At 50.1% G+C, this 14707-nt stretch carries 15 protein-coding genes, 1 tRNA gene and 3 pseudogenes; 6 read left to right on the top strand and 13 right to left on the bottom strand.

The features are described from left to right. The 3 genes and pseudogenes from ACO6VE_RS19240 to ACO6VE_RS19230 form a co-directional block, all read right to left on the bottom strand. The coding region (locus ACO6VE_RS19240) for a helix-turn-helix domain-containing protein (protein ID WP_422462920.1) at window positions 1-109 on the bottom strand (109 nt) is incomplete at its 3' end. Window positions 110-323: 214 nt separating this feature from the next. After that, a pseudogene (locus tag ACO6VE_RS19235) lies at window positions 324-401 on the bottom strand (SEC-C metal-binding domain-containing protein); the annotation flags it as partial. Between the two features lie 213 nt (window positions 402-614). Continuing rightward, window positions 615-1373: pseudogene (locus ACO6VE_RS19230) on the bottom strand (DUF1186 domain-containing protein); the annotation flags it as partial. A gap of 216 nt (window positions 1374-1589) precedes the next feature. On the opposite strand from ACO6VE_RS19230, the pseudogene ACO6VE_RS19225 reads away from it, so the two are divergent. The 3 genes and pseudogenes from ACO6VE_RS19225 to ACO6VE_RS19215 all read left to right on the top strand — a co-directional run. Beyond that, a pseudogene (locus ACO6VE_RS19225) lies at window positions 1590-1710 on the top strand (UTP--glucose-1-phosphate uridylyltransferase); the annotation flags it as partial. Between the two features lie 161 nt (window positions 1711-1871). Further along, window positions 1872-2276, top strand: coding sequence for a hypothetical protein (locus tag ACO6VE_RS19220; protein ID WP_422447453.1), 405 nt, complete (start codon window positions 1872-1874; stop codon window positions 2274-2276). Between the two features lie 196 nt (window positions 2277-2472). Continuing rightward, window positions 2473-2883, top strand: a complete 411-nt coding sequence (locus ACO6VE_RS19215; RefSeq protein WP_422447455.1) for a hypothetical protein — start codon at window positions 2473-2475, stop codon at window positions 2881-2883. A gap of 435 nt (window positions 2884-3318) precedes the next feature. Here the strand turns inward: ACO6VE_RS19215 and ACO6VE_RS19210 are convergent, their stop codons facing one another. Together ACO6VE_RS19210 and ACO6VE_RS19205 are read right to left on the bottom strand one after the other, a co-directional pair. After that, window positions 3319-4611: a restriction endonuclease gene (locus ACO6VE_RS19210; protein ID WP_422462918.1), complete on the bottom strand. Its 1293-nt coding sequence runs from the start codon at window positions 4609-4611 to the stop codon at window positions 3319-3321. Between the two features lie 363 nt (window positions 4612-4974). Then, on the bottom strand, window positions 4975-5175 hold the full coding sequence (locus ACO6VE_RS19205; protein WP_422447459.1) for a hypothetical protein: 201 nt from the start codon (window positions 5173-5175) through the stop codon (window positions 4975-4977). A 34-nt stretch (window positions 5176-5209) separates the two neighbouring features. Between ACO6VE_RS19205 and ACO6VE_RS19200 the strand changes: the two genes are divergently transcribed. Then, window positions 5210-5485 carry a hypothetical protein gene (locus ACO6VE_RS19200; RefSeq protein WP_422462916.1) on the top strand — a complete coding sequence of 92 codons (276 nt, stop codon included), beginning with the start codon at window positions 5210-5212 and terminating at the stop codon, window positions 5483-5485. Window positions 5486-5680: 195 nt separating this feature from the next. Here ACO6VE_RS19200 and ACO6VE_RS19195 read toward each other — a convergent pair. From ACO6VE_RS19195 to rlmE, 7 genes are all read right to left on the bottom strand, one after another. Continuing rightward, window positions 5681-5767, bottom strand: a tRNA-Leu gene (locus tag ACO6VE_RS19195). A 71-nt stretch (window positions 5768-5838) separates the two neighbouring features. Next, entirely contained in the window at window positions 5839-6246 is a 408-nt protein-coding gene (gene secG / locus ACO6VE_RS19190; protein ID WP_209201916.1) for a preprotein translocase subunit SecG, read from the bottom strand. 2 nt (window positions 6247-6248) lie between these two features. Beyond that, window positions 6249-6995, bottom strand: a complete 747-nt coding sequence (tpiA, locus tag ACO6VE_RS19185) for a triose-phosphate isomerase (RefSeq protein WP_422447463.1) — start codon at window positions 6993-6995, stop codon at window positions 6249-6251. Between the two features lie 136 nt (window positions 6996-7131). Next, window positions 7132-8469 (bottom strand): phosphoglucosamine mutase, encoded by a 1338-nt coding sequence (gene glmM, locus ACO6VE_RS19180; protein ID WP_422462914.1) that lies wholly within the window; start codon window positions 8467-8469, stop codon window positions 7132-7134. A gap of 207 nt (window positions 8470-8676) precedes the next feature. Then, a complete protein-coding gene (gene folP / locus ACO6VE_RS19175; RefSeq protein ID WP_422462912.1) occupies window positions 8677-9522 on the bottom strand; it encodes a dihydropteroate synthase in 846 nt (281 codons plus the stop codon). Between the two features lie 390 nt (window positions 9523-9912). Further along, entirely contained in the window at window positions 9913-11862 is a 1950-nt protein-coding gene (ftsH, locus tag ACO6VE_RS19170) for an ATP-dependent zinc metalloprotease FtsH (protein ID WP_422462910.1), read from the bottom strand. A 190-nt stretch (window positions 11863-12052) separates the two neighbouring features. Continuing rightward, window positions 12053-12673, bottom strand: a complete 621-nt coding sequence (gene rlmE, locus ACO6VE_RS19165) for a 23S rRNA (uridine(2552)-2'-O)-methyltransferase RlmE (protein ID WP_422447469.1) — start codon at window positions 12671-12673, stop codon at window positions 12053-12055. A gap of 589 nt (window positions 12674-13262) precedes the next feature. On the opposite strand from rlmE, the gene ACO6VE_RS19160 reads away from it, so the two are divergent. Next, on the top strand, window positions 13263-13520 hold the full coding sequence (locus ACO6VE_RS19160; protein WP_422462908.1) for a hypothetical protein: 258 nt from the start codon (window positions 13263-13265) through the stop codon (window positions 13518-13520). A gap of 222 nt (window positions 13521-13742) precedes the next feature. Further along, on the top strand, window positions 13743-14054 hold the full coding sequence (locus ACO6VE_RS19155) for a YhbY family RNA-binding protein (RefSeq protein ID WP_101746619.1): 312 nt from the start codon (window positions 13743-13745) through the stop codon (window positions 14052-14054). A 50-nt stretch (window positions 14055-14104) separates the two neighbouring features. On the opposite strand, the gene ACO6VE_RS19150 is transcribed toward ACO6VE_RS19155, so the two are convergent. Further along, window positions 14105-14485 (bottom strand): PH domain-containing protein, encoded by a 381-nt coding sequence (locus ACO6VE_RS19150; protein ID WP_422447474.1) that lies wholly within the window; start codon window positions 14483-14485, stop codon window positions 14105-14107. Window positions 14486-14707 lie beyond the last annotated feature (222 nt).

Below are 14707 nucleotides of genomic sequence, written 5' to 3'. Positions count from 1 at the left end.
GGAGGGTGTTGTTATAAACAAAACGGCCACAACCAAACGACTGAGCAAGGAGTGCTTCCTGTTCAGGTGTTGGGTAGAATCTTTCTTTAAAAGCACGTTTTGTTTTCATGTCGCAAATATTACAGAAATACTAAACACCTGTAAATACTTAAGACTTCCGGTTCTGCAAGCCCTCTACGGGCTTGTTGCTTATTATCACCGCCCGCATTGGGCGATGCTTTACGCAGGTTTTGGTAAATGGCGGATTCAGTTCAAAAGCATTGAATATCACTGGTATTGCACTCCCACGGTTCATCCCGTGGGAAACGGCCTTTTCTCACCCATCAGCCGCAACACTTCTTATACTTGCGCCCGCTACCGCAGGGGCAGGGATCATTTCTTCCCACCTTCGGGTGTTGTCTGACCAGCGGCTGTGCGGGCTTTCCGGGAGAGGAAGGTGGAAAGGGCCGTTGCTGACCTGGCAACCGCTGAGCCCCCGCTCGCGTGCGAACCGGTGGCTTTCTGGCTGGCCAGGGCCGCATCACACGCTGAGCGCCCTCTGGCTCCGCGTTGCTTCCGACAGGTGCTCTTTCAGCGGGCTTCTCCTGCGGCCGCGTGCTGTTAAAGCTGGCCCAACCTTGCAACTCAGCCACACAATCATCAATCAGGGCAGAGCTTTCATAGGATGGAAAGCTTACCTCGCCGGAATGCTCCTGTAACATCGTACCTAACCGCTCCCTGCCCATAAATGAATCGGTCAGCAGTCCCCGGTCAAACACGTCCAAAACAGAAGTTTCCAGCTCGGCGGCTCCGGCAATGATGCAGTTAGAGACCAATCCGTCCCAGACCGGACTCCGCTCCTGCTCAAGCCCATCACTAAACAGCTGCTGAAAGTAGCTGAACAGCACCTCTCGGGGTAGAAACCCATGGAAAACCAGAATCGTCAGGCAGGTCAAACAGGAAGATCGAACGCAAGGATGAACCGCTGTGTTTTCAACCAACTGCTTCAGTGGTTCCACGTTACATCCGTTACTGGTGTCACTTTCGCTGCTTACTTCACCAGCGATCACCGATGCCAGTATTCGAGCCAGGCTCTCACTGACCACATAACCAAGCAGTCGATTGACCGTCCGGGGTTTGGCCGACACTATCCGGAGCATCACCGGCAATGCCTTTGATTCCCGGAACTGAGCCAGCAGGTAAAAGGCAAAAAAGACCAGATCCACACGCTGGCTTTCGGGTATCTCATCCCCCTGCCCGGCAACGCCTTCGAGATAGTCCAGCAGGCGCGGAATCAATTCCGTCCGCTGCTCACTGGCCGCCAGCAGGGTTTCTCTGGGCAGCTCACCCATCACATGGTTTGATAACCGGTTGATAACATCGTCAATGTTCACGGGTACTCATCCTGTCTCTTGTCGCTATTTTTGTATAAGGATAGCGTTTAAACAGGCTGAGAGTGTTTGTCCCGGAAGAACTTACTTATTTCCACTATTTCTAATACCTATCTCAGGATATTACCGAGTGAATTGCCGGGGTTGACCTTTTTCATCAATTGATTGCCATGTCTGAGCAGGAAGCTTTGCCAGTGTACCTTTCGGGTGCTAATGAAGAAGCAATCTCTGCGTGGTTGTGTGCTGGCTTATAAATTCAAGGGCAGACGTTTTGACTGTGCCAGTATTGAAGGTTTTATCGAAGCGACCACATTGCTACGATACGCTTTATGCCCTTTAGAGATCGCTTCCCGCTGCCCGCTCCCCGAAAAGGCAGCTTTTCTTTTGCGGGCAGCGCTCTTGAAAAGAGAACGGGGATATCCTGGCCAATGGCGTAGGAATTTGGGGCCACCTTGGATTGTATGCAATGTATCAGAGCAGTATCTGGCAGCAGAGAGATTTATGAGCAGTTATATGTGGATGCCCGCAAAACGGGCATCCAACCCCAAAGTATCACCCGAGACCAAAGCGGCCCTGAAAGCCCGGGCCGACCGATGGGTAGAGGAATACCTGAAACCGGCAAATGTCCAGCCTCCGCCGGAGAACCCGAGGTTCAACTATCTGATGGATATCTTTACCAAATGGCATGGCAGTTTTTTCTATTTCTGCGCCACTTACCACTGCCCATCTCCCGTTGCCATCAGCCCGTCCTTTGAACGGAAGTTTGCCAGAATGACCTACAGCGGTAATAATACCTATGCGCTGTCTTATATGCGGCACACCGATAAGTGGCACGAAGTCTTCTATGATCAGGATATAGAGCAGTGCTTTGAGCTGATTGCTCATGAGCCCTGTTTTTTGCCCTAATACATGGTTTCAATGAGTTTGACGTGTACAAGCTCCGCTCACCCTGAGCGGAGTCGAAGGGTGCCTGGCACGATCTATTAGAGTCCGAAGTTTCCACCCTTCGACAGCCTCAGCACGAACGTTGTGGGTATCAACGCCTAGCTGCACCAGGAGGCTGACCGAGAATCAATCGTAGAGTATGGATGAACGAACGTTTATGGATACCGAACAAACCCTTGAGAATATCACCGCAACCAATAGTACCAGTGCCCTAAGATCATTGTGTCAGCTCCTGCGGGACAAGTGGGTTTATTTTTATGTCATTGATGATGGCAGCTTTGTGGATGGCGAAGGGATTGAAGAGCTGGTGTTCATCAGCAAAAAGCGCCCTGTGAACATTCCCACCGTTTATTTAAACGACCTTCACAATGCCGTCCTGTACACTCATAAGTCAACAGCCATTGACCGTATCCAGCCTGAATATCGTATTGGCCAGATGAAAGGGGACAAAGCGTACAAAATGTTTCTTGGCGTGAAATCGATCACAGGTATGATTATCCAGGGCCAGGATGCCTGGATTTCATTTCCTGTTTCCTATCTGGAAGAGCTACAACCTGCTGAAGCCTGACCTTAATGATTTAGCGAATCACTATATGAGGACCACTGACACCATCCCCGAAGCCCCAGCCATCACCAATGAACGACTCTACATTGAGTGGTTTGTGCAATACAGCGATAAAACTGGCAGAGCTGAGAAACCTGGCAGGCCGTTATGCAAAAAGTGACGGGTGTCGGCCTTTATCGCTAAACATACCGACCGTGGCATGAGCCTGTTGGAATTACACCCGGACCGGGACTTACTGTTTGAGCGGGTCTCGTTTATGTCGGAAGACACTTGAGCAAAATTGAAGAAGGTGCTGGCACAGTAAGGTTGGCTGGCAACCTGTCCTGAGACCCAGAGGATGCTCTTAGTCGGGACCATATCATGATTGGGGGGTGAAGATACTGGAGAAAAAATACCAGTATGCGGAGGCGGGGCGATTGGTTCCGGAGATTTGAGAGATTAGATCTTACCTTCCGCCCAAAGCTGTTCAAATTCCCTTTTGGCTCTCATCTTTTGGTTAATGCATTCAATCATATGTTCTTCAGAGAGCCAGTCATCACAACCCCGGGGCATTTGATACCAGGCTTTCCAGGCATTCGCCCTGGCTTGTTCCTGCTCCCGGTTGGCCTGTATCTCAAGTAGTATTTTCTGATCACTGGCCAGGACAGCCTGTTGCTCCATCATCGCCACTTGCTGGTCATAGGCAGTCGATAATTGCTGAACAGGCGGGTTTATCGGTTCAGAAGTCCGGTTTGTATTTTCCACAAATAACGATTCTGGCCTGTTTCCCTTTTCCAAATAGGTCTGTTGTGCCTGCTGTTGGACTTTCGCCCCATGGCTATTGGTGGACTCTGACAGGAACGCCAATACGGCTGAGATTCCCTTGATCACCAACGCCATAACCACAAATACAAAAACACCACTGATCAGCAATGGTTTGTGGCTATTCCCGTTTGAGGTCTTACCGGAAACCTTCGGTCGTCGTGTTTTTCTGGCAACCATTGGCTCACTGTCATAAGCATTCGAAGGGTCAGAAACACGACGACGGTTAATGACAACAGAGTCACCTGTTACTTTTGGCGGAATACCTAAAACACTGGTTAATGAAACGCTGCTGTTCTTCTCATCCCTTTTCAAATACAGCTTTTGATGACAGCCCGGAAAGTTTCTGCAGCCCCAGAATTGATTGCCCTTATTCTTTCCCTTTGAGACAGTTCTGAGCACCATCTTGATATCACATTGCGGGCAGGTTGGAGTCCCGTAATCACCAGACAGGCTATCCGTTGCCAGCTCTTTCTGCTGCACTTCCGGCAACTGGCTGATCAGTGTCAGAAGCCTGTTGCCAGAAATCAGTTGCAGCTTTTTACCTTTGGCAAAGGCCTGTGCATCTTCGGTAAAATCACTGGCGGTGATAAACACGCCCACCGGAACGCCGTCAGCAGCCATCACCCCATACAGTTCACGAACCGCCTTAACCCCTATCCTCTGGTATGACCAGGCTTTGCACTGAACGTAAACCTTAACGGATCTTCCTTCCTGTGTCGTTTTTTCCAGAATAACATCAACACCCCCGTCCGCACCGGAACCAGTCAGACGGGCGTTATATCCCTTCTTTTGGAAATATCTCTGAGACAGCTCCTCAAACCGTTTCCAGTCCATTTGCTGAAGATCCTGAAGCACCAGCAATCTGGGCTTCGGGGATGCTTCTGCGACTGTTTTTTCAGGCGTAAAACCGGATTCAACTACTTCCATCAGCTGCCTGTCATCCTATCGTTTTGTTTCCAATTCCCAGTAATCCATAATTCGCACCCGGCCAATGGTCTGCATATCCGGCGTACGGGTATTGGTCTGGCCAGACCTTTATAACTGATCAGAAAGCTGCACAACTGTTTTTTACCATTCTCTTCACGCAGGGCCAGAAACATACCAGGCCCTGGTCGTAACTCCCGTTCTACCACCAACAGGGTGAAACCGGTAAAGCACTCGACGGTTTCCGTCACATAGTAATACTCGTAGAGTTTCCGTCACATAGTAATACTCGTAGAGTTTCTTACCCCGGAACTTGTATTGCTGGCTGGCAAAAACATCCGGCACTCGAGCCGCCACTTCATAATATCAATCCCCTTCCGATGGTACCACAGTGACGTGAGTCAACATGGCTGGGTGGGCCAGTGGCTCTTTGGTGGTTTCAGGCTCCGGGTCGTAAGGGTCACCGATGCCGATGCCCAGCCAGTGGCTGAAGACACCGGTAGCTTCCACCAGCAGTTTTTGAGAGCTTACACCCGGAAGGGCAAAAGGCTCACTGGATGAAATCACGCTCTGGACACCACGGCTGAAAAAAGCACTGGCCATGCTGGATGAATTTAACCAGGGGGAAAAGTTCGAGTACGTCTTTGGTGCACCTAACGTCAAAGCTCAAAAGGGTGTCCAGATGGAGCCGGGGAAAAAAATGGTCAAGAACACGCTGGACACCCAGTGGCAGAATCTGATTAATAGCGCCGTCAAAGAAAAGTTGATTGCAGGAAAGTGGCACTTCCATGACCTGAAAGCAAAAGGAATATCAGATCATGAAGGACTGGTGTTCGGACACAAAATCCTGGAAGCCAAGAAAGTTTTACATCTGTAAAACACAGGGAGTCAAAGGAACGAGATGAAGAAAACGAAGGTGTAAAAAAAGGCCATCTCAGGCCTTTTTTCTTGCGACTATTGTCAAACAATAGTTATGAACCAATATACTATTAAGCGGCTATTTCTTAGCCGCTTTTTTTGGGAAACGACCATTTCAGTCTATTTCTCAATCCTCGTAATCCCTTGATTCTATTGGTGCCGAAGACGAGACTCGAACTCGTACGCCCATACAGGCACTGCCCCCTCAAGACAGCGTGTCTACCAATTCCACCACTTCGGCCTAAGCTGTCGCTCTCGGTGACAGCAAAATTATTTCTGAAAACTCTTTATAAATCAATAAGATTTTAAATCTTACTGAGGGTTTTCAGAGCTGCTGGAGCCGCTGCTCTCAACGGGCTGAGACTCTAACACAGGCGCATCGCTTTCGATAGTGTTTTCTAATGAATCAACCGAAAAAGGCGCATCATTGACCGGCACACTCTGTTCAATCTGAACAGATGGTAAACCAGCATCAGCAACACTATCAGCTTTCTGCCTGGCCATCATCGCCAGACCGATACTGGTGACGAAAAAGATCGTTGCCAGAATAGCGGTTGTACGGCTCAGAAAGTTCGCTGAGCCCTGGCTTCCAAACACCGTTTGTGAAGCCCCCGAGCCAAAACTGGCTCCTGTTTCTGCACCTTTGCCCTGCTGCAGCATGATCATAGCGATCACGCCAACAGCTACCAGCACGTGCACAAGAAGAATAATGGTTTCCATTACTATCCCGCAGCGTGACAAATCACCTTGAAATCAGCAGCTACCAGCGAAGCACCACCGATCAGACCACCATCAACATCAGGCTGGCTCATCAGTTCTGCCGCGTTGTCAGCCTTCATGCTTCCACCATACAGAACACGGGTTCTGTCCGCCATGGACGGATCGTTTTCTGCCAGCAGCGCACGAATTTCAGCATGAACTTCCTGCGCCTGTTCAGGGGTTGCAGTCAGACCGGTTCCAATAGCCCAAACTGGTTCATAGGCAATTACATAATTAGCCAGACGCTCCGGACCAGCAGCCCGAAGCACAGTATTGATCTGATGAGCCACTACTTTCATAGTGTCACCAGCTTCGCGCTCAGACAGAGTCTCACCAACACAAAGGACTGGTACCAGACCCTGATCAACCAGAGCACAGAATTTTGCAGCCACATCGGCATCGGTTTCGCCATAGAGGGAACGACGCTCAGAGTGACCAATAAGTACATATTCACAGCCAAGGTCTTTGGCCATCAGAGGAGAGATTTCACCCGTGTAGGCTCCTGACAGGTTATCAGAGGCATTTTGCACACCAAATTTAACCGCAGAACCCTTCAGCAAGTCGCGTACCTGCTGAACGTATACGCTAGGTGGAAAAACGAGCACCTCAGCCTTGGTTTCAAGTCCCGAAAGGATTCCATCAACAAGCTCACGGATACTGTCAGAAGAACCATTCATCTTCCAGTTTCCGGCTACCAGTGGCTGACGCATACCGCTTACCTCTTTGATCGCGAGGCCGGAATACTAACCCGAAAGACACCAACATACAATAAGTCAAGCCCTGCGAAGCTATTGAAATCAAGGCAACACAGCTCCGGTGCAAGCCGATACCTGCACCGGGTGACATTCAGCACATTTCCTGTTCAACCACTTTTGCCAGCTTTTCCGCCTGAGCCTTTACCTGAACGCCGTCTTCACCTTCTACCATCACCCGAATGACTGGCTCAGTTCCTGAAGCTCTCAGAAGAACGCGACCTTTTCCAGCCATCTCTTCTTCTGCTTTTTTTACCGCCTCAACAATACCCGCAATGGTGTCGGTGTCCCGCTTATTCTGCACCCGGACATTGATCATAACTTGTGGATAAAGAGTGATCGCAGCCACCATTTCAGACAGTGACTTACCTGCTGCCTGCATGGCTTTTAACACTTTCAAGGCCGAGACAATGCCATCACCCGTGGTCGATGCATCACGACAGATAATATGGCCTGAAGACTCACCGCCGAGCTGCCAGTCATTGGCTATCAGCAGTTCATTGACATAACGGTCACCGACATTGGCCCTGGCAAAGGGAATGCCGGCAGCTTCCAATGCTTTCTCCATTCCCAGGTTGGTCATCAACGTGCCCACGACACCACCCTTCAAGATCCCCCTGGAATGGCGATCCATGGCAATAATAAACAGCAGCTGGTCGCCATCGACGACCTCACCCTGATCATCCACCATAATGACCCGGTCACCATCACCGTCCAAGGCAATTCCCAGATCCGCACCGATTTCCCTGACTCTGGCAGCCATGCCTTCCGGGCTGGTAGCGCCTGCGTTCTCGTTAATGTTGACACCATCCGGATGGATGCACATCGGTATCACTTCCGCACCCAGCTCTCGAAAGACCGCAGGACCAACCTGATAGGTTGCACCGTGGCCGGCATCAATCACAATTTTCATGCCACGCAGATCCAGCTGCTGGGAAGTGCTGCCCTTGCAGTACTCAATGTACCGGCCTGCAGCATCATTCATCCGAGTCACTTTACCCAGACTCTGGGAATCCACTACCTCAATCTCTGACTCAAGCAATGCTTCAATCTTCAGCTCAACCTCATCGGATAGCTTGGTGCCGTCGCCTGCAAAAAACTTTATACCATTGTCGTAAAACGGGTTATGGGAGGCGCTGATCACAATACCCGCCTGCCCATTAAAGGTTCGGGTCAGATAGGCAATGGCCGGGGTTGGCATTGGCCCGGTCAGGACAACATCGATACCGGCAGCAGACAGACCGGCCTCAAGCGCGGACTCAAACATATACCCGGAGATTCGGGTGTCCTTGCCAATAATGACTTTCCCTTCACCCTGTTCCGCCAGCACACGACCCGCTGCCCAGCCCAGCTTCAGGACAAAATCCGGAGTAATTGGAAAGTCACCCACCTTCCCTCGAATTCCGTCGGTACCAAAATATTTTCGAGCCATAGCCGTTTACCAAGAATTTCTGAAAGCAATATCCGGTAATCATCTCACTCATTCAAGTGAACCACCAGTACCATCAGGTTATCTTGAAAACGAAGAGGGTTTAAGTAATAGACGACATTGATGACTTAATGACAGTGAAGACTACCCACCACTGCGGAAGCTCGATCTCCAGACTGGCAGGCATCATTATTTTTTGAAATGAAAACGTTAAGCTTCGTCAACGGCCTGAAGCAAACGCAGGACGTCAACCGTTTCCCTGACATCATGCACACGGATGATATGAGCACCTGCCTGTACCGCCAGCATGGCTGCAGCGAGACTGCCCGGAAGCCGGTCTTCAGTATCCCGGTCCAGGGTTGCCCCAATAAAGGACTTTCTGGACATACCCGCCAATACCGGCAGACCGGGTTCATGGAAGCGGCGAAAACCCTTCAGCATTTCAAGATCGTACACCGGCGTTTTACCAAACATACCGCCCCCAAAGCCCGGGTCCAGTATCAAGCGCTCCCTGGCAATTCCGGCATTCTCGCAGCGCTCCACACAAGCCATCAAATACTGGCTGACCTCTTTAACCACATCACCATAGACCGGTACAACCCCGGGCTCAGGTTGATCAACAAGAGAGTGCATCAGAATAATGGGAACTGTCGTTTCCGCTGCTGCTTCCAACGCCCCCTCACGGTGCAACGCCCGGACATCATTAATTATCCCCGCGCCCGCTTTTACCGCCTCTTTCATCACCAGAGGAGAGCTGGTATCAATGGAAATAATGACGTTGAAGCGCGACGCCAAACCTTCAATAACTGGCAGAACCCGCTCTAACTCCTGCTCCTGGGCTGGCGCACCGGAAGCACCGGGGCGTGTCGACTCGCCACCAACATCCAGAATATCCGCCCCGTCCTTGATCATCTGCTCGGCAACATTCAGCCAGTTATCAGCACAGCGGCTCCCTTGATAAAAAGAGTCCGGTGTAACGTTCAAAACCCCCATCACCCTGGGCCTGTTCAGATCCAGCATTTTCCCTGCACAGTTCAACTTGAATTCGTTGCTCATGAATACTCCTCAGATCCCGTTCAGTCATTTTTTCTGATGGCCACCCTGACCAATCACTCCCCCTGAGCGGGTATAAGTAGTTAACCAAATGAAATCATATATTTCTGACTAAGTTGTCAGTCACTCCCGGCAACTGCTCCTGCGTTGCTCTATCTCCTGCATCCATGCAGTCGTGCGGCGTTGCAACTCCGGTCACATAGCTACGGCTATGCTCCCTACGTTGCGCCTTGCATAGCAACTGCCCACTTAGCCAGAAATATACGATTCCATTTGGCCAACTACTTACCAACCGTGGCCAAAAAACCGATAACCATGATTCATCGACAAATTGGCAGATACAAAAAAGGGCAGGATAAACCTGCCCTTCATCATCATAGACCTGACTGACGATCAGTGCTCCCCAGCTGGGCCACCAATCGAACCGCCTGAATCTTTTTTATCACCTTCTTCCGCCTTTACTTCAGACTCATCAGCAGCAGCCTTTACACCGCTGTCATCGTTATCGCCGGAATCCTTGGGAGGGCGAACTTCACGGCCAGCCATGATGTCATCAATCTGATCACTATCAATGGTTTCATATTGAATCAGTGCCTCAGCCATTTGATCCAGCTTGTCGCGGTTATCGACGAGAATCTGGTTGGCGCGGGAGTAACATTCATCGACAACCCGACGAACTTCCTCATCAATGATCTTCGCCGTTTCACCGGAAACGTTCATCCTGGAACCGCCGCTGCCGTAGTTTTTACCCAGGAAAACCTCACCCTCATCTTCATCGTAGAGCAGTGGACCGAGCTTTTCAGAAAGGCCCCACTTGGTCACCATGCTTCTGGCAATCTGGGTAGCGCGCTGAATATCATTGGAGGCACCGGTGGTTACCCCATCTTTGCCCAACGTCATCTCTTCGGCGATACGGCCACCAAACAGTGAGCATATCTGGCTCAGTAGTGCCTGGCGGCTCTGGCTGTAGCGGTCCTCTTCAGGCAGGAACATGGTCACCCCAAGCGCCCGACCTCGCGGAATAATACTCACTTTGTAGACTGGATCATGGTCCGGAACCAATCGACCAACGATGGCATGACCGGCTTCATGATAAGCCGTATTGCTCTTTTCCTTATCACTCATGACCATGGACTTGCGCTCAGCGCCCATCATGATTTTGTCTTTCGCCAGATCAAACTCTTTCTGACCCACCGTACGTTGGTTAGCCCGTGCTGCAAAGAGCGCCGCCTCATTAACCAGATTGGCCAGGTCGGCACCGGAGAATCCCGGAGTACCACGTGCAATAACCGAAGGCTGCACATTGTCAGAAACCGGAACCTTGCGCATATGCACTTTAAGGATCTGCTCACGACCACGGATATCCGGCAAGCCAACCACCACCTGACGGTCAAAACGACCAGGGCGCAATAACGCAGGGTCAAGGACATCAGGACGGTTGGTAGCAGCAATTACAATAATACCGTCGTTCGCTTCAAAACCGTCCATCTCAACCAGCAGCTGGTTAAGGGTCTGTTCACGTTCATCGTGACCACCGCCCATACCGGCACCACGGTGACGACCGACCGCATCAATCTCGTCAATAAAGATGATGCACGGTGCCTGCTTCTTGGCCTGCTCAAACATGTCACGGACACGGGAGGCACCAACACCTACAAACATCTCAACAAAGTCAGAACCGGAGATGGTAAAGAACGGAACCTTGGCCTCACCGGCAATCGCTTTGGCAATCAGGGTTTTACCGGTACCCGGAGGACCCACCATCAGAACGCCCCGGGGAATACGACCACCCAGACGCTGGAATTTACCGGGATCCTTCAGGAAGTCTACCAGCTCCTGAACATCTTCCTTGGCTTCTTCAACACCGGCTACATCGGCAAACGTAGTTTTGATCTGATCTTCAGACAGCAGGCGGGCCTTGCTTTTGCCAAAGCTCATCGGGCCACCCCGGCCTCCGCCGCCGCCCTGCATCTGACGCATGAAGAACATGAATACCGCAAGAATCACCAGAATCGGGAAGCTGGCCACCAATAGCTGTGTCCAGATACTCTGCTTTTCAATAGGCTTGGACTCAACCTGTACCTTGCCCAGCAGGAGTTCATCCATCAGTTTGTTGTCTGGCACCGTGGGCGGCAGATTGGTTTCAAAACGTTCACTGTTGTTTAACATGCCGGTGATGGTAAAACCATCAATGACAACCTTACTGACCTGGCGATTTTCTACCATGCTGATGAAGTCAGAATAGGCAACCTTCTGGGTAGACGACTGCATGCCATCAAAGTTTTTAAAGACGGTCAATAGCACCAAGGCGATTATGACCCAGAGAATCAAATTTTTTGCCATATCATTCAAGGGGCTAACCTCTCTTGAGCGTACTTAAGCCTCAGGTAATCGTTTATATTGAGCACGTTCCCCTGGCTCGCTGTGATTATGTATTAATGCTTATCTGCAACGATACACGATCAGCGGACGGTGTGACAGTGATTGTCTTCTATCATGCTGATTAATGCATCCTATTATTCAACGCCCGGTATTATCCCCTGAAGCCAGAGGCCAGCAGATATACTTCTCTTGAGCGCGCCCTGGAAGCCGTTGGCTTGCGGGTCTGCACTTTGTCAAAGCTGGTTTTCATATCTTTCAGATAGGCATCAAAGCCTTCACCCTGAAACACCTTAACCAGAAACACACCTCCTGTACGCAACACCTGCCTGGACAGATCCAGTGCCAGTTCCACAAGGTACATGGCATTGGGCTGATCAACAGAGAGTGCTCCACTCATATTGGGGGCCATATCGGAAATTACAAGGTCTACCCGGTCCGAACCGATGGTTTCCAGTATTTGTTCCAGCACCGTGTCTTCTGTGAAGTCACCCTGAACAAAGTCAACCCCGGCGATAGGATCCATTGGCAAAATATCAGAAGCAACCACCCGCCCCTGATCACCCACCAGCTCAACCGCTACCTGAGACCAGCCACCGGGTGCCGCACCCAGATCAACCACCCGGATACCCGGGCGAAAGAGTTTATCCTTCTCCTGAATTTCCAGAAGTTTATAACTGGCCCTGGATCGCCAGCCATCTTTTTGCGACTGCTTTACATAGTGGTCATCAAAGTGCTCTTTTAACCAGCGACCACTACTTTTGGATCTCGCCATAATCTTTTTGCAAACTGCCTGTAAATTAAGCTTGGGAGCCTGTCCAAGAATAGCGCCCGTCTAGGCGACCCCGTAGCGAGGATGGCAGAAAATTGAGGATAAAAATTCCGTTTTGTGAGGTGAATAGCGGGGCTATTTGCCGAACAAAACGGAATTTTTAGACCAATTTGCTGCCACCGCAGTAGGGCAGTCTATTCTCGGACAGGCTCCTAGACGTTGCCTGAAAAATATTTGAGCAACATCAAACCGAAAACTGAAAGGGGTAAAAGTTTACACCTGACAAAAGCTGAGATTTCCATCAGCCGGTAAGTAGTTGGCCAAATGGAATCGTATATTTCTGGCTAAGTGGGCAGTTACTATGCAAGGCACAACGTAGGGAGCATAGCCGTAGCTATGTGACCGTAGTTGTAACGCCGCACGACTGCATGGATGCAGGAGCTAGAGCAACGCAGGAGCAGTTGCCGGGAGTGACTGCCCACTTAGTCAGAAAATACGATTTCATTTGGTTAACTACTTAAAGTAAAAGTCATGGTGATAATATCTTATACAGCATGGCTGTGACAGCAGAAGACAATAAAAGATTAAGCGGATGATTAGGGGTTATTACGCACCACAAGCCAACACTTTCCACACACTTGTGCTGATCAAACGCTTTGGAATGTTTATTATTGTGGAGTCAGTAATCACTAACCGCTGTAACACCATCAGCATAATACGTATTGTTCAACCACTGCCGAAGAGACAGGTCACCACTTATACGGGCAGCCTCGAACAGCAGGCACACTTCCCTCAGCAGCCAGAAAGCGATAGCATGCGCCACCAGAAGCTTGCATATGCTGTCGAGTGACTTAAATGCTGCCAGCCTGAGACCCATTCCGCAGTCCACGGCGCTGGACATTAATTCGCTCTCTTCGACACCCAGTCAATGACCGTTAAGCGCTCCATGAACAGTACTTTTCTGTCCCCAACCTGCATTAACGAAAACTTCTCTGGAAAAATACGGTCATACCCATCATCAGATATCGTGTATGACGATTCGTTATTAAAGAAATTATCAGGAATAGCAAACATGAGCTTGAATGCAGCCAAAAAGAAGCATTTCCGTACCATCGGCCACAACCTGAACCCTGTCGTCATTGTGGCAGACAAGGGGCTGACAGATGGCGTGGTTGAAGAAACATTACGCGCACTGAATGACCATGAACTGATCAAGGTGAAATTCGCCATTGGCGACCGGGAAACCCGCCAGCAACTGGTCAGCGAACTGATCAGCGCCACAAACTCTGATCTCATTCAAACCATTGGCAAAATCGCACTGATTTTCAAAGCCGCCGACAAACCCAATCCGGCACTCTCAAACCTGCTGAGAGTCCAGGGCTAAACCGAACAGGCCACGATGGTGGCCTTTATCAACGACTGGCTGGCAAGCAATTACTGCCCTGCCACTTTTGCCGCCAGGAGTGCCTGAAGCTTATAAATATTGGTTTTGCTGTTAAATTCCATCTGCATTGACTCTGGCTGGCCGGAAATCCATAGTTTCAGTTCAGCATCCAGATCAAAATGGCCTACAGACTCAACAGTAAACATAGTGATCGACTTATAAGGTATTGAGCGATATTCAACCTTGCGTCCGGTAAGCCCCTGCTTGTCGATCAAAATCAACCGGTGATTGGTCAAAACCACCATATCCCGCACCAGCTTATAGGCCAGCTCTATGGACTCCGACGGATTAAGAATGGTTGCCAGATCCTCCATTGCTTCCGTATTGCTCATCTCACCTGCATTGCCCAGTAAGGCATCAAACAGACCCATAGCATTTCTCCTTAATTTTTCACAGGTTATCAGCAAGCATCATTTTTCGGGGATACCGCAATTGAACTTGTTACCGATGTTCATGTTCAATGCGTCGAGTCTACCGGATCTGATACCAACTCCACCTTCTAAATATGAACTGCGCAGCCATTTTGAACCGCTGGATCTTCGTTGGAATTCCTCGCAATAGCCCTGCTATTACTCGTCATTCCGCCTTGCCCA

It is taken from the genome of Endozoicomonas sp. ALB115, assembly GCF_049310245.1.
GTDB lineage: Bacteria > Pseudomonadota > Gammaproteobacteria > Pseudomonadales > Endozoicomonadaceae > Endozoicomonas.
This window is presented reverse-complemented; position numbering and strand designations above follow the sequence as displayed.

What these genes read in the sequence shown, in the direction of transcription:
- ACO6VE_RS19220 (WP_422447453.1), top strand. Translation starts at nt 1,872, where the DNA reads ATGAGCAGTTATATGTGGATGCCCGCAAAACGGGCATCCAACCCCAAA.
- ACO6VE_RS19215 (WP_422447455.1), top strand. Translation starts at nt 2,473, where the DNA reads ATGGATACCGAACAAACCCTTGAGAATATCACCGCAACCAATAGTACC.
- ACO6VE_RS19210 (WP_422462918.1), bottom strand. Translation starts at nt 4,611, where the DNA reads ATGGAAGTAGTTGAATCCGGTTTTACGCCTGAAAAAACAGTCGCAGAA.
- ACO6VE_RS19200 (WP_422462916.1), top strand. Translation starts at nt 5,210, where the DNA reads ATGCTGGATGAATTTAACCAGGGGGAAAAGTTCGAGTACGTCTTTGGT.
- secG (WP_209201916.1), bottom strand. Translation starts at nt 6,246, where the DNA reads ATGGAAACCATTATTCTTCTTGTGCACGTGCTGGTAGCTGTTGGCGTG.
- tpiA (WP_422447463.1), bottom strand. Translation starts at nt 6,995, where the DNA reads ATGCGTCAGCCACTGGTAGCCGGAAACTGGAAGATGAATGGTTCTTCT.
- glmM (WP_422462914.1), bottom strand. Translation starts at nt 8,469, where the DNA reads ATGGCTCGAAAATATTTTGGTACCGACGGAATTCGAGGGAAGGTGGGT.
- folP (WP_422462912.1), bottom strand. Translation starts at nt 9,522, where the DNA reads ATGAGCAACGAATTCAAGTTGAACTGTGCAGGGAAAATGCTGGATCTG.
- ftsH (WP_422462910.1), bottom strand. Translation starts at nt 11,862, where the DNA reads ATGGCAAAAAATTTGATTCTCTGGGTCATAATCGCCTTGGTGCTATTG.
- rlmE (WP_422447469.1), bottom strand. Translation starts at nt 12,673, where the DNA reads ATGGCGAGATCCAAAAGTAGTGGTCGCTGGTTAAAAGAGCACTTTGAT.
- ACO6VE_RS19160 (WP_422462908.1), top strand. Translation starts at nt 13,263, where the DNA reads ATGATTAGGGGTTATTACGCACCACAAGCCAACACTTTCCACACACTT.
- ACO6VE_RS19155 (WP_101746619.1), top strand. Translation starts at nt 13,743, where the DNA reads ATGAGCTTGAATGCAGCCAAAAAGAAGCATTTCCGTACCATCGGCCAC.
- ACO6VE_RS19150 (WP_422447474.1), bottom strand. Translation starts at nt 14,485, where the DNA reads ATGGGTCTGTTTGATGCCTTACTGGGCAATGCAGGTGAGATGAGCAAT.